General features: G+C 40.4%; 24 protein-coding genes, 1 pseudogene and 1 riboswitch. Of the genes and pseudogenes, 18 read left to right on the top strand and 7 right to left on the bottom strand.

The features are described 5' to 3' along the window. Nucleotides 1-368: 368 nt before the first annotated feature. The 12 genes and pseudogenes from LRA01S_RS05650 to tpiA all read left to right on the top strand — a co-directional run bounded on the left by LRA01S_RS05650 (nucleotide 369) and on the right by tpiA (nucleotide 12,807). The gene (locus LRA01S_RS05650) at nucleotides 369-1,520 is read left to right on the top strand and encodes a hypothetical protein (protein ID WP_144259884.1); all 1,152 of its coding nucleotides are present in this window, start codon (nucleotides 369-371) and stop codon (nucleotides 1,518-1,520) included. An 18-nt stretch (nucleotides 1,521-1,538) separates the two neighbouring features. Continuing rightward, a pseudogene (locus LRA01S_RS11410) lies at nucleotides 1,539-1,751 on the top strand (SpaA isopeptide-forming pilin-related protein); the annotation flags it as partial. Between the two features lie 3 nt (nucleotides 1,752-1,754). After that, nucleotides 1,755-1,991, top strand: coding sequence for a hypothetical protein (locus tag LRA01S_RS11280; protein WP_061774642.1), 237 nt, complete (start codon nucleotides 1,755-1,757; stop codon nucleotides 1,989-1,991). Continuing rightward, nucleotides 1,982-4,672, top strand: coding sequence for a SpaA isopeptide-forming pilin-related protein (locus tag LRA01S_RS05640; RefSeq protein ID WP_061774641.1), 2,691 nt, complete (start codon nucleotides 1,982-1,984; stop codon nucleotides 4,670-4,672). The genes LRA01S_RS11280 and LRA01S_RS05640 overlap by 10 nt, the downstream gene beginning before the upstream one ends. Before the next feature lie 165 nt (nucleotides 4,673-4,837). Beyond that, nucleotides 4,838-5,200, top strand: coding sequence for a hypothetical protein (locus LRA01S_RS05635; protein WP_138492085.1), 363 nt, complete (start codon nucleotides 4,838-4,840; stop codon nucleotides 5,198-5,200). Continuing rightward, nucleotides 5,184-6,011 (top strand): putative RNA methyltransferase, encoded by an 828-nt coding sequence (locus tag LRA01S_RS05630; protein WP_061774639.1) that lies wholly within the window; start codon nucleotides 5,184-5,186, stop codon nucleotides 6,009-6,011. Before LRA01S_RS05635 ends, LRA01S_RS05630 begins: the two co-directional genes overlap by 17 nt. 164 nt (nucleotides 6,012-6,175) lie before the next feature. Further along, nucleotides 6,176-7,957, top strand: coding sequence for a PTS mannitol transporter subunit IIBC (locus tag LRA01S_RS05625; protein WP_061774638.1), 1,782 nt, complete (start codon nucleotides 6,176-6,178; stop codon nucleotides 7,955-7,957). Nucleotides 7,958-8,064: 107 nt separating this feature from the next. Beyond that, nucleotides 8,065-8,430: a helix-turn-helix domain-containing protein gene (locus LRA01S_RS05620; protein ID WP_061774637.1), complete on the top strand. Its 366-nt coding sequence runs from the start codon at nucleotides 8,065-8,067 to the stop codon at nucleotides 8,428-8,430. A 159-nt stretch (nucleotides 8,431-8,589) separates the two neighbouring features. Then, nucleotides 8,590-10,035, top strand: a complete 1,446-nt coding sequence (locus LRA01S_RS05615) for a PRD domain-containing protein (protein ID WP_061774636.1) — start codon at nucleotides 8,590-8,592, stop codon at nucleotides 10,033-10,035. A 128-nt stretch (nucleotides 10,036-10,163) separates the two neighbouring features. Then, nucleotides 10,164-10,604 carry a PTS mannitol transporter subunit IIA gene (locus tag LRA01S_RS05610; RefSeq protein WP_061774635.1) on the top strand — a complete coding sequence of 147 codons (441 nt, stop codon included), beginning with the start codon at nucleotides 10,164-10,166 and terminating at the stop codon, nucleotides 10,602-10,604. Nucleotides 10,605-10,716: 112 nt separating this feature from the next. Continuing rightward, entirely contained in the window at nucleotides 10,717-11,865 is a 1,149-nt protein-coding gene (locus LRA01S_RS05605; protein ID WP_061774634.1) for a mannitol-1-phosphate 5-dehydrogenase, read from the top strand. A 183-nt stretch (nucleotides 11,866-12,048) separates the two neighbouring features. Continuing rightward, nucleotides 12,049-12,807 (top strand): triose-phosphate isomerase, encoded by a 759-nt coding sequence (gene tpiA, locus LRA01S_RS05600; protein WP_061774633.1) that lies wholly within the window; start codon nucleotides 12,049-12,051, stop codon nucleotides 12,805-12,807. Between the two features lie 109 nt (nucleotides 12,808-12,916). Here tpiA and LRA01S_RS05595 read toward each other — a convergent pair whose 3' ends face one another. After that, complete coding sequence (locus LRA01S_RS05595; protein WP_061774632.1) at nucleotides 12,917-13,207, bottom strand: DUF3270 family protein; 291 nt, start codon at nucleotides 13,205-13,207, stop codon at nucleotides 12,917-12,919. Between the two features lie 203 nt (nucleotides 13,208-13,410). Between LRA01S_RS05595 and LRA01S_RS05590 the strand changes: the two genes are divergently transcribed. From LRA01S_RS05590 to LRA01S_RS05575, 4 genes are all read left to right on the top strand, one after another. Beyond that, nucleotides 13,411-14,340, top strand: coding sequence for a peptidase U32 family protein (locus tag LRA01S_RS05590; protein WP_061774631.1), 930 nt, complete (start codon nucleotides 13,411-13,413; stop codon nucleotides 14,338-14,340). A 239-nt stretch (nucleotides 14,341-14,579) separates the two neighbouring features. Further along, nucleotides 14,580-15,869: a peptidase U32 family protein gene (locus LRA01S_RS05585; protein WP_061774630.1), complete on the top strand. Its 1,290-nt coding sequence runs from the start codon at nucleotides 14,580-14,582 to the stop codon at nucleotides 15,867-15,869. Nucleotides 15,870-16,059: 190 nt separating this feature from the next. Continuing rightward, nucleotides 16,060-16,416, top strand: a complete 357-nt coding sequence (locus tag LRA01S_RS05580) for a YcxB family protein (protein WP_163604798.1) — start codon at nucleotides 16,060-16,062, stop codon at nucleotides 16,414-16,416. Nucleotides 16,417-16,428: 12 nt separating this feature from the next. Further along, nucleotides 16,429-17,571 (top strand): nicotinamide-nucleotide adenylyltransferase, encoded by a 1,143-nt coding sequence (locus LRA01S_RS05575; RefSeq protein ID WP_061774628.1) that lies wholly within the window; start codon nucleotides 16,429-16,431, stop codon nucleotides 17,569-17,571. A 3-nt stretch (nucleotides 17,572-17,574) separates the two neighbouring features. Here LRA01S_RS05575 and LRA01S_RS05570 read toward each other — a convergent pair whose 3' ends face one another. Next, nucleotides 17,575-17,901 (bottom strand): hypothetical protein, encoded by a 327-nt coding sequence (locus LRA01S_RS05570; RefSeq protein WP_061774627.1) that lies wholly within the window; start codon nucleotides 17,899-17,901, stop codon nucleotides 17,575-17,577. 85 nt (nucleotides 17,902-17,986) lie between these two features. Here LRA01S_RS05570 and LRA01S_RS05565 point away from each other — a divergent pair, with 85 nt between their 5' ends. Then, entirely contained in the window at nucleotides 17,987-18,199 is a 213-nt protein-coding gene (locus tag LRA01S_RS05565) for a YdbC family protein (RefSeq protein WP_061774626.1), read from the top strand. Between the two features lie 355 nt (nucleotides 18,200-18,554). Here LRA01S_RS05565 and LRA01S_RS05560 read toward each other — a convergent pair whose 3' ends face one another. Further along, a complete protein-coding gene (locus LRA01S_RS05560) occupies nucleotides 18,555-18,905 on the bottom strand; it encodes a DUF3397 domain-containing protein (protein WP_061774625.1) in 351 nt (116 codons plus the stop codon). A gap of 64 nt (nucleotides 18,906-18,969) precedes the next feature. Next, on the bottom strand, nucleotides 18,970-19,572 hold the full coding sequence (locus tag LRA01S_RS05555; protein ID WP_138492092.1) for a biotin transporter BioY: 603 nt from the start codon (nucleotides 19,570-19,572) through the stop codon (nucleotides 18,970-18,972). Between the two features lie 219 nt (nucleotides 19,573-19,791). Between LRA01S_RS05555 and LRA01S_RS11275 the strand changes: the two genes are divergently transcribed. Beyond that, entirely contained in the window at nucleotides 19,792-19,956 is a 165-nt protein-coding gene (locus LRA01S_RS11275) for a putative holin-like toxin (protein WP_082785400.1), read from the top strand. Between the two features lie 154 nt (nucleotides 19,957-20,110). Here LRA01S_RS11275 and LRA01S_RS05550 read toward each other — a convergent pair whose 3' ends face one another. From LRA01S_RS05550 to thiT, 3 genes are read right to left on the bottom strand one after another with little or no spacing between them, the layout of a single operon-like run. Further along, nucleotides 20,111-20,578 (bottom strand): aminoacyl-tRNA deacylase, encoded by a 468-nt coding sequence (locus tag LRA01S_RS05550; RefSeq protein WP_061774623.1) that lies wholly within the window; start codon nucleotides 20,576-20,578, stop codon nucleotides 20,111-20,113. Then, nucleotides 20,575-21,447, bottom strand: coding sequence for a DUF368 domain-containing protein (locus LRA01S_RS05545; RefSeq protein ID WP_278215114.1), 873 nt, complete (start codon nucleotides 21,445-21,447; stop codon nucleotides 20,575-20,577). The genes LRA01S_RS05550 and LRA01S_RS05545 overlap by 4 nt, the downstream gene beginning before the upstream one ends. Before the next feature lie 55 nt (nucleotides 21,448-21,502). Beyond that, a complete protein-coding gene (gene thiT, locus LRA01S_RS05540; protein WP_061774621.1) occupies nucleotides 21,503-22,045 on the bottom strand; it encodes an energy-coupled thiamine transporter ThiT in 543 nt (180 codons plus the stop codon). 55 nt (nucleotides 22,046-22,100) lie between these two features. Further along, nucleotides 22,101-22,193, bottom strand: a riboswitch (TPP riboswitch). Between the last annotated feature and the right edge of the window lie 80 nt (nucleotides 22,194-22,273).

The raw sequence follows: 22,273 nt of genomic DNA, 5'->3' as shown, positions 1-22,273 counted from the left end.
TTTTCATTTAAATTACTTTTTTTATAAAAAAAAAGGAAAAAAGTTGGATTTTATGCTATAATATCCATGTTATGTGACTATTGTTATAAAAAATAAAATATAACATGTGAGATAACAAGGTTATCAGTATCAATCCAGTATCTTCAATAAAAATGTAAATTTGCCTATTAGAAATTAATTTGTTTTATCTTAAGTAACAAGACAAAGTTGAAAGCGCTTGCTTTGTTGTGTGCTTGAGAAAAAGTTAATTTACAACGCATTACAAATTTAACGATTGTGCTCTGAAAACTGACAACACTACCGCATTCAGCGAGAGGGGAAAAATGTTAAAAATGTATAATTACAAGAACAAGGTAATCAACGGGGTAATGCTCGTTACTATTTTGTTCAATTTGATGTTGGCTTTAGTAGGTCCGCTATCAAAGGTAGTGGCTGAAACGAATAATACTACGTCCCTAGGAGATTTTGGTGATTCTGCTGGTAATACACAAGCGGATTTTTATTCGGGGAACACGACTAAAGGAGTTGGAAAAGAAATCTTATATGACGGGATTCGATATGATCGCTCAAGTGTGGCACCAACACGCACCACATTGGGTGCTTATTACTCTGGTTCACTCAATGATCCCCGTTCATATTGTACGTGGTCTGGCAGAGCAATTGGAGAGTATCCGCAGGATATGAATGTACCTGCCCAACTGATTAAAGATGGTGATACAATAAGTATTCGTAAGTATAGAGGAAACATGAACACGGTGACGCTTTCTGACTATAATCCAGAAGATACTTATTTAACAAGTATTGCTAAAGTGGCGTGGCTTATGGATTATGTTGGAGAAACACCTGAAGGAGATTTGAGAGCAAGACGTGCAGGTGCTCTTGGCATCATTGTACACGATTCAGAGCTTGAGATGAATCCGTTTCGTACTGATATAACCTATCATAATAATCAGTATAAGTTATATCAAAGCAATACTTGGGAGACAGATAATAGTATTAAAAAACTATCTGCTGCAGGTATATATGCAAATGAAAAAGATAGGACGGGGCTATACGCACAACTAGATGCATTAGGAGAAGCAAATAAAGGACCATATGGTCTAGTTGTGAATCCGATTGTGCAAGTCGGTAATACAGCGGTTGCTAATTTTTCTTATAGAGTATGGAATCAAGGCAATAAAGCAACGAATTATGTGACAGATCGAGAACAAATTACAGCAACACTTAGCGGTCCAGCAACTTTTGCTGATGGTAGTAAAACCAAGACTGTAAATGTTGGTACGTCATTTGGTCCATTAACTTTGACAGGAAACGGAAAGGTTTCTGCAAGTCTAAAAACGACGAGATTCCCGAGCACGGCACTTTATCGCTACTATGATGGGTCTACTCAAACAATGGTTACAAAAGGGCCAAACGGAGATAGTTTATCTGGTGCAACTAGTACAGATGTTGTACTAACGGGTAAGCTAAAGATTAAAAAAGTGGGAGTTGATACATTAACACCGTACAACGGTGAGTAAACCTATCAAGGGGCGCAGTTCGGTATCTATGCTTCAAAAGTAGATGCTCAAAATAAAGCGAATGTTCTACAAGTTTTAACAACCGGTGCAACTGGTGAGACACCAGAATCTAACGAATTAGTATCTGGTAAAACTTATTATATCCGAGAGCTTGTCGCTCCTAAAGGACACAAACTGTCTGATGATATCAAAGAAGTTTTACTACCACCTTCGACAGGTACCAATACAGTCGTAATGACAGAATACCCAGATAATGAACAGTATGGTAGAATTTCAATTGACAAGCAAGCCAAGCATGCTTCGCTTGCAGGAGATAAGGTATTTAATGCTAACTATTCACTAGTTGGTGCAGAGTATACAGTTTATACTGATGCGAATGCATCAATACAAGCTAAAGACAAGGGAAATAATCTTGTTAAGCTAAAACGACTACAAGCGATGAGCATGCGGTTTCTAGTGAGTTGCTCCTAGGTACTTATTATGTCAAAGAAACAAAGGCACCAAACGGTTTTTTGATTGATCCGACAGTTTATAAAGTTGAACTTAAATCAACAGATCAAACCACATCAGTATTTGATGTTAATCAGTCAGTAACAGATACAGAAGTTTTTGGCAATACAATTTTAAATAAAGTTGATGATGAGAATGGTAGTATTCCCCAAGGGAAAGCAAGTTTAAAAGGTGCAAAGTATAGTCTTTATTATGCAGATGGAACAAAAGTCCTCTGGCATGCAAAATTTGCGCCAACATTGCTCAATGGGACAAAGGTGACAACGACTGATGATTCTATAGTTCTTGAAACATCCAAAGATACTGATGATCGTTATAAAGTTGGTGTCGGACATCTTGCTTTGGGTGACTACTATTGGCAAGAGATAGAAGCGCCGGAAGGCATGCAGATAGATACAACGAAACATCCAGTCAATTTGGCTTATGCAGATCAAAACACATCTGTCGTTGTTTCGCAGACAACGAGTCAAGAAAAAGTTATCAAACTCAAAATAAGAGGGAAAAAAGAACTTGAGAAAGCACAGAATGAAACTGTGATGAATCAAAATAATGCCAACGGGATAGAGTTTACCTTGACACCGAAAGCTGGTACAAATGCACCTGTTCAAAAAACGGTAACTGCAACTTATGACAAACAAGAAGGTTATTTTTCTTTTGACATGCCTTATGGTAACTATACGTTAACAGAAACCAAAGGTAAAGAAGGCTATTACGATATCAATCCAATTGACATCACAATGACTGATGATGGTGCGAATGTTCATGTCAAAATAGTAGACAGTGTCACAGGGTATATCTATCATGAAGCGGATTATAGTCAGTCAGACATTAATGCCATGCCTAAACCAATACTTATGCCCAATGTAATAAATGTGGAAGATCCACTTATTAAAGCCAAGCTCCGTTTGGAGAAGAAGGATGCCGAAACAGGTAAGAAAATACCTTTAGCAGGTGTTCAATTTAAAATTTGGGATATCCAAGAAGGCAAATACGTGACACAAGTTGATCCAGAAAATACTGCTCAATTAACGACGACCTTCAAAACGGATGCTAGCGGAGAAATTTTCTTACAGAAAGAATTGACCTATGGTAAGAATAGATACCGTATATCAGAAGTAACTGCACCTGAAAATTACGAAATAAACCTAAATGACTTAGTTTTTTCAGTTGATGAAAGTACGATTGTCCATGAAACAATTGGTGGCAATAAAGTACCTGTTGTCACCGTTCAATTTAATGATAAGCCTGCTAAATCATATATCCAATTAACCAAATATTTTGAAAGTTTGATGGGGATTGAAGGCGAAGAAGGAAATTGGAATTTCATCTGGAACCATATTAGAGGTTGGGAAGGTGCAACATTTGATGTTTACGTTGACAAGGACATAACTGAGGCAGATGGCAAAACAATTCGTGTCGCACCAGATGGGACTAGATTCAGTAAAGACACTAAAGTAGCAACCGTTTCTACAGATGCCCTTGGTGTGGCACAGACAACAAGTACGCTCTATGTTGGGGATTATTATCTCGTTGAAAGGAAAGCACCAGCTGGACAATACTTTGATTCAAATGTGAAAATTCCTGTGTCAATTTCATTTAATGGCAAAGACTATATTGGGACACCAGGAATGGTTGACAGATTTGATAATAATCGCCAAACAGTGAAAGTCGTTCTGCCAAAATTAGAGGAGCTCGTCACAGGCCTTGATAGCGATAATAAACCTGTGATTGGCAAACAACCAGGTGCGAATAAAACATTTGGTCTTTATAATAATGACCCGATTATGGGTTATCCAAAAGGAAGAAATCCACTTTTACCGAATCAAGGTCTAGGAGTTATTCTAAAACCTAATAGCTTAATCAGACACTATACGACAAATGCGGCTGGTCTGATCGAGCTCAATCAAAAATTACCTGCAGGAGAATATTATTTCCAAGAAAGCAACGCAGGTGAAAATTTTGCTCTAGACACGACACACTACTATTTTAGAGTAGCAGATACAAACAATGATTCTGTAGTGGCAGTGGATCTCTATCAGAAAGATGCAAACGGTAATAAAGTTGTTTTGGGAGAAATCTTAAATCGGTTAAACCCTCCTAAAATTGGAACAACTGCAACAGATGCAGAGGACGGGGATAAACAACTTTCTCTAGAAAAAGAAGTCACCGTTCATGATGAAGTAGCTTATGAAAATCTCTTTACAGATAGACAGTACACTTTAACTGGTACTTTAATGAATAAAGCAACGGGTCAGCCTTTGAAAGATGTGACTGGTCACGATGTCTTGGTAACTAAGTCTTTCACGCCTGTGACAACTAAGGGTAGTATTGGTTTGGATTTCACCCTAGATGCAACTCATTTGGCTAACAAAGATGTTGTTGTTTTTGAATTGCTAAAAGAAACGGTTGCTGATAAGGAAGTTGCAGCACATAGAGATATTAATGATAAAGGCCAAACTGTTCATTTTGAAGATAAGCCTAAGTTACCATCAACAGATGGCTACCCAAGACGGCCACTGCCAATGACAGGAGAAACTCAGATCGCTATAGGTTTCTTCTTGAGTTTAATCGTTTCTTTGGTAGGGATTTTGACAAGAATTAAGCATAAAGCAAATAAAAAAACATTTAAACACGAAATGTAAAGGTATCATAGTATCGAACCTTACTAAAAAATAAAAAGGAAAAGGCTAACTCATATGGGTAGTCTTTTTCTAACGATATCGTATTTATTCTAGGGTTAAAGAAAAGTTATCGTATGCTATAATATTATAAGAAGAAAGTATAGTGAAAAGAAAAGGTGTTTTTAGTTGTATAATTATTTGAAGGCTGATTTATATATGGCAAATTTGATGCTAGACCATATTCAGCTAGTTAAAAAAACACAGGGGCAAAAGATAGATATTGACTATCTGGTATTTCTGGAGCATATCGCCTATAATTTAGATGACATATCAGAGGAAACAAAAGCCGCCTTTCCAGAGGTAGACTGGACATCAGTTGATCAATTTCGTACTTTTATTACCTATGAAGTTCAGCACTTTAAACTTGGAGATATCATTGAGACGGTTAGTCCGGAAATCCTGATGCTGTCTCATACACTACCATTACTTCGTGATAAATTAATGAAACGATTGGAATATACTAGAAAAGAATATGTTAAAGAAAATTGATAAAGCCGCCCAATATTTGGCGCAAAATATAGATCTACTAAGATGTCCCCTGTGTCACACCTCTTTTCGACTAGATGGATACGCCCTAATCTGTGACAATCGCCACACCTACAATCTCAGCAAAAAAGGCGTGGTGAATTTCCTGACGATCAAACCAGATACCACCCACTACACGCGCAAGATGTTTGAACCACGTCGCAATCTGATCCAAGCCGGCATGTACGCACCCGTCCTAAACGCCATTCAGCATCAGCTCACACCTGGCAATCTGCTCGATGTCGGCAGTGGCGAGGGGAGTTTTCTAGAGCTGCTGGACGTCTCTGGCCATAAATTCGGTTTCGACATCGCCCTAGACGGTGTCAACATGGCCACGGATTTGACCGAGTTGCAGGCCTTCTTTAGCCTGTCGGATCTGACCAACCTTCCCTTTGCCGATCAAAGTATGGCGACTGTGCTGAACATCTTCACACCGTCTAACTATCGAGAGTTCGATCGCGTTTTGTCACATGGTGGTCAGGTGATTAAGGTCATCCCAGACCGTTATTATCTACAGGAACTGCGCTCAGCTTTTGGTTTACCCGTAGATTACGATAATGGTGATGTTCTAGCAAAATTTTCAGAAAATTTCCCAGACTTTACGCAAAAGGAAATCCACTATGAATTTGACTTGCCAGAACAACAGCGACAAGATTTTTTATCCATGAGTCCCTTAGAATGGCGAATTTCTGAGACAGACAAGCTAGAAATTGCTAAAAACCCGCCAAAAAAAGCAACGATTCACGTTCAAATTTTACAAGGTTATAAGTCTTGACACAGATTATTGTGTCAAGACTTTTATTTACCTAAAACTTGTAAACGGTTACAATAAATGTGTAAGTAACCGATACCTGAAACAAAATGCTATTTTTTTATTGAACATGTTCGTTTGTTTCAGCATCAGACTTAAATATCGTGTTTACGCACAAGGAGAATATTATGAACGAGTCACAATTCAACTTAAAAGTTGCAGTCCAGCGTTTGGGGACGGCACTCTCAGGCATGGTCATGCCAAATATAGGTGGGTTTATCGCTTGGGGGATCATCACAGCACTTTTTATTCCAACGGGTTATCTACCTAATAAAAACTTTGCCGAGCTAGTCGGTCCTATGCTCACGTATCTTTTACCATTATTAATCGCCTATACAGGTGGTAGAAACATCTATGGCGATGGGCGTGGTGGTGTCGTTGGGGCGATTGCAGCCATGGGTGTTATCGTCGGAACCGACATCCCTATGTTTATCGGGGCCATGGCTATGGGACCACTTGCTGGTTGGTTGATGAAAAAATTTGACCAAACAGTCCAACCTAAAATCAAAGCCGGCTTTGAAATGCTAGTGAATAACTTCTCAGCAGGTATCCTAGGGTTCATTTTAGCACTATTTGGCTATACTTTGATTGGGCCAATCGTTGAGGCTTTGACACATGTCATGGCTAAAGGCGTTGAGACGATAATCAATGCCCATCTCTTACCACTTGCTAATATCTTTATTGAACCAGCTAAAATACTTTTCTTGAATAATGCCATTAACCATGGTATCTTAACCCCAATCGGAACAGAACAGGTCGCTGCGACTGGTAAATCAATTCTATTCTTACTAGAAGCAAACCCTGGCCCAGGTCTTGGTCTCTTGCTAGCCTTTATGTTCTTTGGTAAAGGATCAGCTAAAGCAACGGCGCCTGGTGCTATCATCATCCATTTCTTGGGTGGGATTCATGAAATATATTTCCCATATGTCATGATGAAACCAGCGCTTTTCCTTGCAGTAATTGCAGGTGGTGTGACAGGGACTTTCACCAATTCAATCCTTGGTTCAGCGTTGACATCACCTGCATCACCTGGATCAATCATCGCCATTGAAGCCATGGCACCAAAAGGGATCTGGCCACACGTGACTGTTTTCCTTGGCGTTCTTGCTGCTGCAGCTGTTTCATTTTTAGTTGCTGCTGTTATTCTTAAAAACGATAAATCAATGGTAGACGATTCAGCACTCGAAACTGCACAAGCTGACCTTGCAGCGAATAAAGCTGTTGCCAAAGGCCAAGCGCAAACATCATCTGCCGTTGCAACACTAGCAAATATCGGCGATATCAAGCATATCATCTTTGCCTGCGATGCAGGCATGGGCTCATCTGCCATGGGAGCGTCAATTCTTCGGGATAAGGTCAAAAAAGCTGGTCTCAGCATTGATGTGACTAATCGTGCGATTGCTAATTTGTCTGATGCAGCCGACACACTTGTCGTGACACAAGAAGAGCTGGCAGCACGTGCTACTCAAATGGCACCTAGTTCAACACGCGTTGCGGTATCTAATTTCCTAAATTCACCGAAATATGATGAAATTATTGCTAGCTTGACCGGAAGAAATGCAGTAGCCTCTGCACTTGCAGAAAAAGCTGTCATTGAAGAGGTTGGTGAAATTGACTTGAACCTGATTGATGAGGTCGTCTTTGCTCACGATGCAGCTTCTGTCGGCAGCGCCACCATGGGGCAAGAAACGATTCAAGCCATTTTCAGAAATCATAATGTGAAGATTCCAGTTTCAGATGTTGAGTTTTTGGCACTGGCTGCTTACAATGCACCAAATATTGTTGTTGTGACGATAAAAGATAATACCGAAATCGCTCAGCATCATGCACCCAATGCCCAACATCTCAGTGTTGACAGTTTGATAACCACACCTGAGTATGATAGAATGGTAGCACGAATGCAGAAATAGTCAGAAAATTTTAAAACACAAAGCCCGCAAGCCGGGTTTTTGTGGTCTAGATTGATCCGTCTAGGCTATCGTTTTTAACCACTATTTCAGACATTAAAGGAGGCGTCATGCTTGTCACGAAACGCGAACAGCAGATCATCGATGAAATTGTCAAGAAGGGACAGGTCAGTATTGCTGACTTGCTTGATGTTGTCGGTGTGAGTCGCAGAACGCTTTACCGAGACTTACAAAATTTACAAGATTTTCTGCCCAAATACCAGGTCAACTTGATCAAAATAGATCAATACTATACCTTAAAAGGTGAACTGAGCAATCTCACTGATAAACGCGTGGTCGAAGAATACAGCCAAAACGAACGCCACTTTATGGAACTGATTTTGCTGATTTTCGAGCAGGCTAAACTAGCGGACTTTATGAATCGCTTTGCCATCAGCCAGCCCACCGCTACAGGAGATCTTAAAATCATCGAATAAAATCTCACCTTTGCAGGCAATGGTCTTGTTCGGGAGGGCGGGTTAGAAGTCATTGCGAGCGAGTATAGCAAACGAACACTCCTCGTATCCTGTCTTGTTAGCAACTTATCAACACGTGATATTTTTAATTTCAGTGCAACCATCTATCAAGAGAATAAAATGGTACAGCTCTTTCAACAGGCTTATTTTGACAGTGTGACCACAGCTTTTGAGCGTTCTAAAATTAACAATATTTCGGATCGCACCCAAGGCATTTTACGACTATTTTTCATTGTGACTTTAGAGCGACTTGGGCAGAACCATTTAATTGAAAATCATTATCACTTTAGACCTTCGAAAAAAGCGTTAGATTTTGTGACCAAAATTGTCCAAAACTTACCAAATTTTAGAGTTAATCTTCCTGAAATCATGTATTTGTCTCACATGGTAGACGTCTTGCATTTTGATAAAGGGGGGAATTTCCTTTTTAACGAAAAGTATGATACCAGTTTTTCTTATAAAGTCCGTCAGTTTATTGAAACAGTTGGGGTGACCACAGGTCTGAATTTTAGTCGAGATGAAAAGATTTTTACCTTGTTGAACACACATTTGCGCAGTAGCTTTACTTTGCCGCAACTTTTCTCCGATGATAAAAATGATTTGGTTGTGAGTGTGCAAGGAGAACATCCCGCACTGTTCAAAGTCATCAGTCGCAGTTTGGATGACGTTTTCGACAAGAAATTCTCTAAACATGAAGTTGCCCTCATCGCCTTACATTTTTTAGCGACACTTGAGCGGTCTAGCCGTGTTTTTCCGATGACGGCACTTCTGATTACCAGTCGTGGGCGTGTATCAATGGCTTTTCTAGCGCGTAATTTACAAACGCAGTTTCCTTTTATCACATCAGTTAAAATTATTCAGGTCAGCCAGATGGGACAGGAAGATTTGACACATTTTGACATTGTTTTTACGACTGAAAAGATCGAAGATGACAACGATGATTACTCGGCTGAGACATTTATCCAGATTAGTCCAAGTATCGCCCTGTCCAATATATCAGAAATCACTCAAGAGATTCGTAAGCTTAGGGTTAATCGAACACCACGCCCGCAAACAGAAACAACGGTTGAAAATCCACTTGATTTTCAAGATTTCTTTTTGAAAAGTCAGGTTATTTTACAGAATTTCAGTATCTCTGAGTTGACTAATATTGCGGATTTTAATGAAACGATTTATGACCTCATGCGTGCCGATAATTTAATTGATTGGGATCTATTAGAACGCTTCAAAAGGACCGCTTTTGGGATTCCTAAGACAAATCTGGCTTTGATTCATGGCATTTCCCAAGTTGTACCACGTCCCGAATTTAAAATCTTTGATTTAACACAAGAAATTGAAGTAGTAGGGATGGATAAAGAACCGATGTCAGCCAATCGGATTTTGTTTCTGACAGCACCTCAGTCAATCGATGAAATCTATAATTATATTTTGGGGAAAATTTCAAGTTCCATCATCGAAAACACACTTTACACCACTATTTATAGCTCAGGTAATTACGACATCATCTACGAACTCCTCAGTAAAATTATCGGAGAAAGTTTCACTAAGTACACGTCGGAAGACTGATAAATCATCTTAAATAGAAATGAAGTCTTGGCACAAGTTTTTGTGACAAGGCTTTTATTTACGCCCGTTTCGGAAGCGGTTACAATTAAGGTATCAAGAGGGAAACAAAAGTGAAAGAGGTGGTGAAAATGGAGATACAAACGAATTTAATCAAACTAGGCCAAGCTTTTGAAACACAAGAAGAGGCCATCACATTTTGTGGGGAACAACTGTTAGCGGGTGGTTATGTCACATCAGACTACGTGCCAGCTATGTTAGAACGTAATCGGGAACTTTCAGTCTATATGGGGAACTTCATCGCGATTCCACATGGGACGGATGCCGCTAAAAAAGAAGTCATAAAAACAGGCATTACCATCGTGCAAGTCCCGCGTGGTGTGAATTTTGGAGATGCGTTAGATCCTAAAATCGCAACGGTACTTTTTGGGATTGCAGGTGTTGGTAATGAGCATCTGGACTTGATTCAAAAAATTTCAATTTTTTGTGCTGATGTCGATAATGTCGTTAAACTAGCGGATGCCAAGGCAGTAGAAGAAATCGCAGACTTGCTCAACTCAGTAGAAGTTTAAGTCGTATATGAATCGGCATTAAGTTGAAAATATGGCAACTTTAGAGTCACTGGAAAGTTGTTTTATTTAAATTTTACTTGTGAAATTAATCACAAAAAGAAGGGGATATATCATGAAAAAAGCAGTACATTTTGGCGCAGGAAACATTGGCCGTGGGTTTATAGGAGAAATTCTACACAATAATGATTTTGAAGTCGTTTTTGTCGATGTCAATGAGACAATTATCGATGCCTTGAATGAAAGAGGGAGTTACGAAATTGAGCTAGCAGAAGATGCTGCGACACGGATGCCAATCAACCATGTGTCAGGTCTCAACAACGCCAAACAACCTCAAGCAGTCATCGAAGCTATTAAGCATGCCAATATCGTGACGACGGCTATCGGGCCTAATATCCTACCTTTTATCGCAGAACTTATCGCCAAAGGCATTCAAGCTCGTCAAGCTGCTAAGATCATGGCACCTCTGGACTTTATCGCCTGTGAAAATATGATCGGCGGGTCTGAATTTTTGAAAACGAAGGTAGATACTTTTCTGACAGAAGAAAATAAAGCATACGCCGAAACTTATATTGGGTTTCCAAATGCTGCTGTTGACCGCATCGTACCCGGTCAAACCCATGCTGATCCATTGTTCGTTGTCGTGGAACCTTTTAGCGAATGGGTTATAGACCAAAGTCAAATCCGAAATACTCTGATTCATTTGACAGGTGTTCACTATGCGACAGATCTGGAGCCATTTATCGAGCGTAAGCTGTTCTCAGTGAATACCGGTCATGCCACGGTGGCCTATAACGGTTTTTACTATGGTCATGCCACGATAGATGCGGCTTTGCAGGACGAGCGCGTGATGACTGCGCTTGTGGCAACACAAAAAGAAACGCGTGACCTTTTGTTGGCCAAGTGGGACCTGTTCGACGAAGCTGAGTTGGTCGCTTATCACGAGAAGATTCGGGGTCGTTTCGTTAACCCGCACTTGTCTGATGATATCTCACGGGTTGCCCGGACACCCATTCGCAAACTAGGCTATAATGAGCGTTTCATTCGGCCCATCCGAGAATTAAATGACCGAAATTTGTCCTTTGCGACTCATTTATCAACCGTCGCTAAAATCTTCAAATATAGAGATGAGACGGATGCTCAAGCGGTTGAACTCCAAAAACGTTTGGCGACAGATGACCTGACTGACGTGATCAAATCTGTTACGGGACTAGAAGATATCAAGTTAGTAACAGCGATAAAAAAGGCTGTAGAAGCCTTGTAAAATGAGAACAAGCAAAAAATCTCGTTGCTGGCGAGATTTTTTGGTAAATTTTCAGGATATTTTCGGGCATTTTGCACTTTATTGTGAATATTATCGCTTTTTGTGTTAAAATAATAGTGCATGGATTTTATCTTGACACAAGTCAAGTATAGTTCCAAATAATAAAATTTTAGAGGTGGACTCATGTCACGTAAACCGATTATCGCTGGTAACTGGAAAATGAATAAAACTTTGGCTGAAGCACAAGCTTTCGCTGAAGCAGTTAAAGGAAAAGCACCATCTGCTGACCTTGTGGATACTGTTATCGGTAGCCCAGCATTGTTCCTTGCACCACTTGCTTACAACTTGAAAGATGATGTCATCCAATTGGCTGCACAAAATTCTTACTTCGAAAATGCAGGTGCTTTCACTGGTGAAAACTCACCAGCAGCAATTGCTGATCTTGGTATCGAATACATCATCATCGGTCACTCTGAACGTCGTGAATACTTCCACGAAACTGATGAAGACATCAACAAAAAAGCAAAAGCAATCATCGCAAACGGCGTGACACCAATCATCTGTTGTGGTGAAACACTTGAAACTTACGAAGCTGGCAAAACAGCTGAATGGGTAGAAGGTCAAATCACTGCAGCTTTGAAAGATCTTACACCTGAACAAGTTTCTAACCTTGTCATCGCTTACGAACCAATCTGGGCGATCGGTACTGGTAAATCAGCTGATGCTAACACTGCTGATGAAACTTGTGGCGTTGTTCGTGCAACAGTTGAAAAACTTTACGGTAAAAACGTTTCTGAAGCTGTTCGTATCCAATACGGTGGTTCAGTTAAACCTGAAAACGTTGCTGAGTACATGAGCAAAGAAAACGTTGATGGTGCCCTTGTTGGTGGTGCATCACTTGAAGCTGAAAGCTTCTTGGCACTTTTGGACTTCGTTAAATAAGCCATATAAATCATATCAAAAGTCTCAGTTTACTGAGGCTTTTTTTGTTAAGTTAAGAAATTTAGACTGTTCAAATTGGTTTATAAAGCAAAAAAATAAGCCAGAAGGCTTATTTTTTTATAATCCGTAGAAAGGTTTTGATTGCTTTTTTTGAAACTTGTAACATAGTGAAGGATAATGCAATCGATAAGCATACGCTCAGGAAAGTCGACATGAATGCCGACAGGATGGCACAACTCAAAATCATGAAGATTGAAAAAACAGCAATATTGAAGAAAAAGGCAATCTCGTTAAATCTTTCAGCCATCATCATATCATCAGATGCCTTTTCTTCTCTGTAATACTCACGCGTAGGCGCTTGCCAGTAAGTTAAATCCTCATCGTATTTAGGTGCTTCCATACTGTCTCCCTTATCGTACTTTCTTATAATACCATGCAAAATCAAAAATAGACTTTACAATTCAATTAAAATATTACGTTTTGGTTACGATGTTGTGTTATTTATAAAAATTCTGATTATTTAAAAATATAGAAGGCTTATTAGCATTAATTTAGATGAAAAAATGACAGACGAAAATGTCTTTTATTGATATAATAATAGGTATGACTAAGAAAATTAAGATCACAGCAACAGCAGAAAATCTAGTACAAGCCAAAGCCTTACTCGATTTGGGGATTGATAGCCTCTATATCGGAGAAAGCGACTATGGCCTTCGACTGCCTCACGCTTTTACCTGGGATGAAATCCGTGAACTCACTGAATTGGCGCACGACGCAGGTGCACAAGTGACAGTGGCGGTCAATGCCATCATGCACCCTGAAAAAATGGCAACCATCAAGTCTTATCTTGATTTTTTACAAGAAATCAAAGTCGATCAAATCGCAGTTGGCGATACTGGTGTGATTTTCGTCTTAAACCGAGATAAGTATCAACTTCCTTACATCTATGATGCCTCGACCATGGTGACCAGCAGTCGTCAAGTCAATTTCTGGGGGCAACAAGGCGCGATTGGTGCTGTTTTATCACGTGAATTACCCAAAGAAGAGTTGATCAAAATGGCATCAAACCTCAACATCTTCGGTGAAATTTTGGTCTATGGCGCAACGATCATTCATCAATCTAAACGGCCACTTCTGGAAAATTACTACAACTTTATCAAAACTGATGAAGAAAAATCTAAGGAACGCAATTTATTCTTGAGCGAGCCCAAGGACGAAGCCACGCATTATTCGATCTACGAAGACAGCCATGGGACGCACATTTTCGCCTCTGACGATGTTGACATGATGAGCGAACTCGCTACCTTTTCTGACCTTAACTACACCCACTGGAAATTAGACGGTATCTACACACCAGGCGATACCTTTGTCAAGATCGCTGAATGCTTTGTTCAAGCGAGAAAATTGCTGGAGGAAAGTGAGCTGACACCCATTCAAGCCTTTGCCCTCGACGAAGAAATCCGTCGCCTCCATCCAACGGGCCGGACCTTGGGACATGGTTTCTATGACCTAGATCCAGATGATATTCAGTAAACGATTAGTGACATAAACTCAAAACATCTTGCGAGAAATACCAGATGTTTTTTGTTGACCTGAAATGGTATCAATAGTCACCCTCCCAGTTTTGACCCACACCTCACTTAGATTTATGGTATAATGATGAAGTTAAAGTAACAGTTTTGGTCTTATTTGTTCCTGATTTATGACAATAAAAAATGAGCATTGAGATCTTTTCAACTTACTCACTATCTTGAAAATAGGAGAAACATTTAATGTCACACAAACAACTCACACGTCCTGAGGTATTGGCACCTGCCGGGACATTAGAAAAATTAAAGGTTGCCATTAGTTATGGGGCAGATGCTGTCTATATCGGCGGTGATGCCTATGGGTTACGTTCGAGAGCTGGAAATTTCAGCTTTGATGAAATGCGAGAAGGCGTCGCTTTTGCCAAAGCACATGACGCAAAAGTCTATGTCGCAGCCAATATGGTCACGCATGAAGGTAATGAAGTCGGTGCAGGCGAGTGGTTTCGCACCCTGCGTGATTTGGGGATTTCAGCTGTTATCGTCAGTGATCCAGCACTGATTGCTATCGCAGCTAGCGAAGCGCCAGGTTTGCCGATCCATCTGTCAACACAGGCCAGTGCAACCAACTATGAAACATTAGAATTTTGGAAAAATCTCGGACTGGAACGTGTCGTTTTGGCGCGTGAAGTTTCAATGGTGGAACTGGCAGAAATTCGTAAACATACAGATGTAGAAATCGAAGCCTTTGTCCACGGTGCCATGTGTATTTCCTACTCTGGTCGCTGCGTACTTTCAAACTACATGAGTCATCGGGATGCCAACCGTGGCGGCTGTTCACAGTCTTGCCGCTGGAAATACGACCTCTATGATATGCCATTTGGGGCTGAGCGCCGTTCAGTTCAAGGTGAAATCCCTGAAGATTTCTCAATGAGTGCGGTTGATATGAGCATGATTGAACACGTACCAGATTTGATTGAAAATGGGGTCAACTCCTTTAAAATCGAAGGTCGGATGAAGTCTATTCACTATGTCTCAACTGTCAGCAACGTCTATAAAAAAGCAGTTGATGCTTACTTGGAAAGTCCAGAAGCCTTTGAAACTATCAAACCAGCCTTGGTGGATGAGCTTTGGAAAGTTGCCCAACGCGAATTGGCGACAGGTTTTTACTATCAAACACCAAGTGAAAATGAGCAGTTATTTGGCGCTCGCCGGAAAATTCCACAATATAAATTTGTCGGTGAAGTTGTTGCTTTTGATGGTCAGACCATGACCGCAACCGTCCGTCAACGTAATGTGATCACAGAAGGTGACGAAATCGAATTTTACGGTCCAGGTTTTCGCCATTTCACTGCCACAGTCAAAGACCTTAAAAATGAAGAGGGTGAGCGCATCGACCGCGCACCAAACCCAATGGAACTCTTGACCATGACTGTGCCAACAATAGTAGAGCCAGGTGACATGATCCGTAAAAACGGCTCAGGCTTGATTAATTTATATGAAAAAAATGGGACAGCTAAAACGGTTAGAGCGTAAAATGATCTAAATGAGGCATAAAGATGATAGAGGTAAAAACCCACATTACCCCAGCGATTTACCGACGTTTTTGCTGGTTCGGGGTCAGATATCACAATCGTAAAATAAACAGAATAGTATTTGTCCTATGTTTGCATGCCTGATACTTGGGGTATTTTCTACTGATATAGGTTCACTCATACAAGCTATTGTGACAGATATTATCGCGGCGGCATTGATGTTGTCTATTTATATTGTCAGTATCAGTCGTATGGTCAAAAATTTTCCCCAAAATAATCCTATGGCTGCGGATGCGATAGATATTTTTTCTTTTGATGATGAGAGGATAAACATTGAAACATCGGGAGAATTGCAAAATGGTACGATAGAATTCAGCTATGATATTTTTTTCAACGTCTATGAAACCAAAGACAGCTTTTATTTGTATAACTCAAATCTAACTGCCTACTTACTTCCAAAATCTGATTTTACACAAGGCACACCAGAAGAGTTACGCCAACTTTTTCAAACCAAATTAGCAACGGATAAATTTAAAATATATCACTAAAAAAGAGCAGATATGATTACAAACAACATCTCAAAAGGCAAATTAAACGGAAAGAAAATCGGGGTTTATTTTGGTACCTTCGCGCCATTACACACTGGTCATCAGCAGCAGATCTATAAAACGGCCGCTCAAAATGAGGGTGTTTTATTGATTGTCTCAGGCTATGACGGAGATCGTGGCTCGCAAATTGGTCTTCATTTGGAGAAGCGTTTTCGCTATTTGCGAGAAGCTTTCAATGACGAGCCTGCGATTAAAGTCGCAAAACTTGATGAAAATGGTATTCCTGAAATGCCACACGGCTGGGATGAGTGGTCAAATCGTCTTTTTGATTTGATTCGTGCCAACACCACGTCAGAAAATCTGTCAGTCACTTTCTACGTGGGTGAAGCGGAGTATGTCACTGAGCTAAACAAACGTTTCCCTCAAAATGATGGGAACAGCTATGCTGTCGAGATTGCTGATCGCAGGGACATCCAGATTTCAGCCACCATGATCCGGCAAAACCCACAAGCTTACTGGCAGGAGATTAACCGAGTTTTTCGTCGACAATTTTCAAAAGTTGTCACCATCATGGGCTCGGCCTCAACAGGTAAATCTACTCTCGTCCGCAGGTTGGCGCGCTCCATCAACGCCCCATTTTCTGAAGAATACGCGAGAATTTATGAAGAGCAGGCGAATCTTGATGATGATGAGTTAGGGATGGATGACTATGCCCGCTTGATTACGGGTCAGTATGATGCAAATTCGCACGAGATTAATTCACCGGCAAACCAAGGCATTGTCTTTCTAGACACGGATGCCATTGTCACGCGTGTTTATGCTAAACTCTATCTGAGTACGGCGGCGCAGGAACAACTGGAGCCTCTGTTCCAACAAACCATTCAAAATGAGCAGATGGATTTGATTTTGGTCATTCCGCCAATTACAACCTATGTTAATGATGGCTTTCGCAATATGGCCTGGGAAGCATCCAGGCAAGCTTTTCATGACGAGTTAATGCGTCAGTTAGCTGAGTTTGACTTAATGGCAAAAGTTGTCATGTTAGATGATACAGGCGATGGCCGTGATCAGGGCGGGTATCTCAGCCGCTATCATCATGCCATTGATGCTGTTAAAGCACAGACTGGAGTCGAAATAAAACGCCTAGAATCCTAAGTTCTAAGCGTTTTTCTTATCTATGATGGATTTTTTGACATTCTCTGGCACAAAAGTCACTTTTTTGATTTTACTCAAGAAAATAATCCTAATTTGATTGGATTTTAGATCTTTGACGACAACTTGTCGTTCGGTAATACTTGAAATGCTACCTATGAAACTAACAAGGGTACCATTTTTTTCATTAAAATGAAGATATACGGCGTGATTAAAGGAGTGGGCAAGTTCGAGATTGGCTAGCACTTCAAGATTAACCGCATGATCATCCTGTTTTTGATGCGTAAATTTTCCAGAAAAGAAGTTACGAATCCCCTTAAATATATTTTTCATAAAAAAATTATACCATATTTTGAGATAAATTGTCCGAGATTTCGTATAATAAGATAGAGGCTAAAACAAAGGAGAGAAATAACTGATGAGTGAATTTAAATTTGAAATAGAAGAACACTTGATTGTTCTGTCAGAAAACGAAAAAGGGTGGAAAAAAGAGTTGACCCGCGTTTCTTGGAATGGTGCACCAGCAAAATTTGACCTCCGTCAATGGTCACCAGATTATACAAAAATGGGTAAAGGCATCACCTTAACCAATGAAGAATTCCAAAAGTTAGTGGATGAACTCAAGAAATAAAAAACGTGCCAGAGATAAAATTTCTCGGAAATGAAAAAAAGCAGCCTGTTAATCAAAATCTTGGATTAACAGGCTGTTTTTTTATTACGTCCGACTATTCATGCTCAAGTTCAAAGCAATCTCAATATCACAGGAAAACTAATGTGACCAATTTGGTATTGTTTCCTAGAAAGAATACCGATTTGTTATCAAATCAATCGTTTTTTTAACCGAATTTTGTATTGTTGCTTACGATTGAGCAATCTACTTTATAATTTATAAAAAAGTGATACAAAAATAGGCTATGAGCGATTTTGATTGGCATCCAAAAACGTTCATAGCTTATAGTTTAGTAGATTTTGCTCCAGTCCCATTTTTAAGATGTAAAGATGATGAAAACCATACAAATATAGAGAAGTAAGGTGATAAAAAAGGTCGCTCGCCAGAAAAAATAGAGGAACTTTTTAGCCCGAAACTCTCGGTAATAAAATAAATCGAGTAAGAGCAAGATGAGGGCCATGGCTGAAATAAGCAGTAAGTAGTAAGGTAGGATACTGACATGTGTCACCTGGCGTGAAAAATAATGGAGCCCAAAAATCAAGAAGAAAGTCACGACATCGGGAACATTCAAAGGCAGATGTTTTCGGATTCGAAAAAAGTTAAAAAAGATCGCAACAACTGTAAATATTAAGATTGGATAAAGCGTAATCAATAGTTTCATAAGCATATGACTATTTTAACTTTTTTAATCTGAAAATACAACTCGATGACGGATTTGACGAAAAATGAACTTAAGCTTGTTCTTTAGTATCTGATGATTTATCAGGTGTTGCAGTCGCAAAATAGGTATTGGTTTTCAAGGCACGACGGAGGGCATAACCGATAAAGGCTGCTAATATTGCTTTAACAAGTCCAGGGATGATGAAAGGTAAGAAACCAGATTTGAAGGCAACTTGAAGGGATAGGCGAGCAACGAGTGATAGCCAGATTGTTCCTAAAGCTAAACACCAAGCAGCGCCTATGATGTTCGCAGCACTATATAAAATGAGTTTGCCTCGTGTGCTTTTCACCATGAAAGCTGTTTGACCCAATAGTGAAACTTGTTGGGATTGGAGCAAGAAGCCAATCAAGAAGCCACCTGTTGGTCCAAGGATGACACCAAAACCAGCAGCACCACCGGCAAAAACAGGGACACCAATCGCGCCAAGAACGAGATAAAGGCAGATCGCTAAAATGCTGTCTAAAGGTTTAAGGAGTGTAGCGATAATGCCAACAGCAAGGGTTTGAAGGGTTAGTGGGACAAGTGGTAGTGGAATAGTCAATTGGCTTGCGACTGCGAGGAAGGCAGTCGAAATGGCGATAATCGCCAAACGTTGAACTTTGTTGTTTGTCATAGCTTGTTGTTTGATGTCCAAAAATGATGAGCATTTGAGACATCTTCCTTTCTATAATGGGAGAGTAGATTTTAATGTAAACTTAAACTATTTTTCAAGTATACAATAATAACTGTCATTTGACAAGTCGGCAATGACAGTTGACGGATGTTAGCGCTTGTATCGTAATCTTATTTATGTGACAATTAAAGTGTAGAAAAGTTAAGATGGTGGCTATCTTTGAATGGAGGTGATGCTTATGCAAGTAAGCACGCAAATCTATGGAGAGGAGATGCCTATTTGTCAGCGTTTGAAGCGATTCAAATCATCATTGATTTTGATTTATATACCATCGAATTGATCGCTTTGGTTGTGAAACTGGATAAAAATGACAAGAAAAAATAACTGTCTTTTAACTTTAGCAGGTTAGACAGTTATTCTCAACTTAAACCAGCCTACCGTCTTAAACGGTTCTACTGGGAGCATGTGTAATCAGCACATGTTCGTTTTCTATTGTCATTATAGCAATCCTCAAAACATTTGTCAAAAGGCTTGGCCTTCACTCTGAAATGTCCACAAAACTTGCATGAACAAAGTCAGCTAAAACTTGTGGCTGAATCCGAATACTCCGCCCGACTTCACCGGCAGAAACGATCATGAATGACTTGCTCAATGCAACCTCATCAATAAAAATCGGGAAAGCGTGCTTTTGGTGAATACCGACAGGGTTGTTAGCGCCGTGGATATAACCAGTCGTTTTCTGTAAGTCTTTCTGAGCAATCATGCTGACTTTTTTATTGCCAGAAACTTTAGCCAGCTTCTTCTCGGACAAATGTTGTGTCAGTGGGAGAATCCCGATCACTGGCCCGTTATTACCGGTCAAGGCTAAAGTCTTATAAATATCCGCTTTAGAAATCCCATCCGGCAGCTCGTCTTTTAAAGCATTTAAGGCAAGTGGCTCATGCACGATTCCTGCCTTATCCAAGATCTGTTCGACCAGAGTTTTCTTCAACTTTCCTTTTTTCATTTATAACGCTCCTCAAGTCGGCTCATCCATAGGCCTAACCACAGCCCGAGGACTGTGAAAATGGCTGCTAGCACGAAAGTCAGTACGCCACTTCCGGCATAGCTGATACTTTCAGCACTCTGGTGATTTGGCACGAGGATGAGGACGGTAGAGGCGGCGACAATTCCTAAAATGAAATGAAAGACCCGTGAATGTTGAGTCTCGAGGAGATGCTCCATGGTTTTGGCAAAAAGCAGCATGGCAAGGATACCGCCGATTGCAATCGGGAGGAAAACATTGACCAAATCAAAGTTTTTGAAGCCCGTCAACATCGGTGAGTAAAGCCCTAGAATTAAGAGTAGGTTGGATGGCGAAAGGCCAGGCACTAAGACACCCAAGGCGATCAATGCACCTGCAAGGATAAAGGTTGCAAAATTAGCAGGGAGAGTTCCAAAGATATAGGGTAAGGTATATAAAATGATCAAGCTAATGACAAAAGTGCCAATCAACCAAGTCCAGTCAACCTTATCACGTTTAGAACGGCTTTCAGCTTCCTGCCAAAGGGCAGGTAAGCTCCCAACGATAGCTCCAGCAAAGCCCCAAAGGACGATGACTTGGTAGTGAGCTAGTAAAAATTCAAGCGGGCGAGACAGCAGACCAATCCCTAGAATCCCACCGATTCCAACAGGTAGGAAATAAAGAAAATCTGCCTTGAAATTTCGGCGAATATGGGCGAGGAAGGACAGCATCCGTTCGTAAATGCCTAAAATAGCTGCGAGGACACCACCTGAAACACCAGGTAAGATGAAGCCAAGTGCTATGACAACACCTTTAATGAGTCTAATAATCCATGACATGTTATGGTTTACCACCTTAAATTTAGTTTGTATCTTTCCATTATAACAAAAAAGCCTATAAAAAAAGCGCCTGAGCAGCGCTTTTCGATTAGAAGTTGAATAATTTAGGATAGGCTTTCTTAACAGCAATGAGGATAATGATCGCAGCAAGTGCTGTCAAAAGACCACTGACGCCGTTAATGATCAAGGAGTAGCTGACCGCTCCCCAACCTTTCCAAGCATAGTCACTCCAGAAGATAACACCGGCTACAAAGTGCCAAAAGTATTTGGCAAAGGCAGCAATGAGAACTGCGAAAATGAGATAGCGATTCTTACCTGTTTTGGCAAAAGGCTTCTGTACCAATCCTGCGAATCCTGCAAAAGTGAAGGCTAGGACGTACTCAATCAGGACTTGTGGCACACTGAGAAAGTAAGCTGTACCGAGGGCGAAATGAAGCAAGCCCCAGATGAGGCCGGTCATCAGACCAACCAGTGTCCCATGACGGAGTGAAATCAAGACGATGAGCGTCGTCCCTAAGCTGATTTCGAACCAGGCCACTTGGAGTGGGATGAGCGAGAGCGCCATAGCTAGCGCAGCGACAATCGCTACCTCAGCCAAGGTGCGAATGCTGAAAACTTGAGTTTGTGACATAAAAAAATCTCCTTATAGTTTCACAAGGAGGGGTCATCAGAAGTCATTCGATCATTTCATCAAATTGACACATCCCTACGGCGGTATTAACCGCATCAGGTTCTGAGGGTAAATCTCAACCGCGTTTGCGGTACCCCTTGTGTTTGTATTTTTTACATCATTAGTTTATCATGATACTAAGGTAAATGCAAGCGCTATTATTGAGCATATTAGAGCGCATAGAATGAA

The sequence above is a fragment of the Pseudolactococcus raffinolactis NBRC 100932 genome (assembly GCF_001591765.1).
Classification (GTDB): Bacteria; Bacillota; Bacilli; order Lactobacillales; family Streptococcaceae; genus Pseudolactococcus; species Pseudolactococcus raffinolactis.
This window is presented reverse-complemented; position numbering and strand designations above follow the sequence as displayed.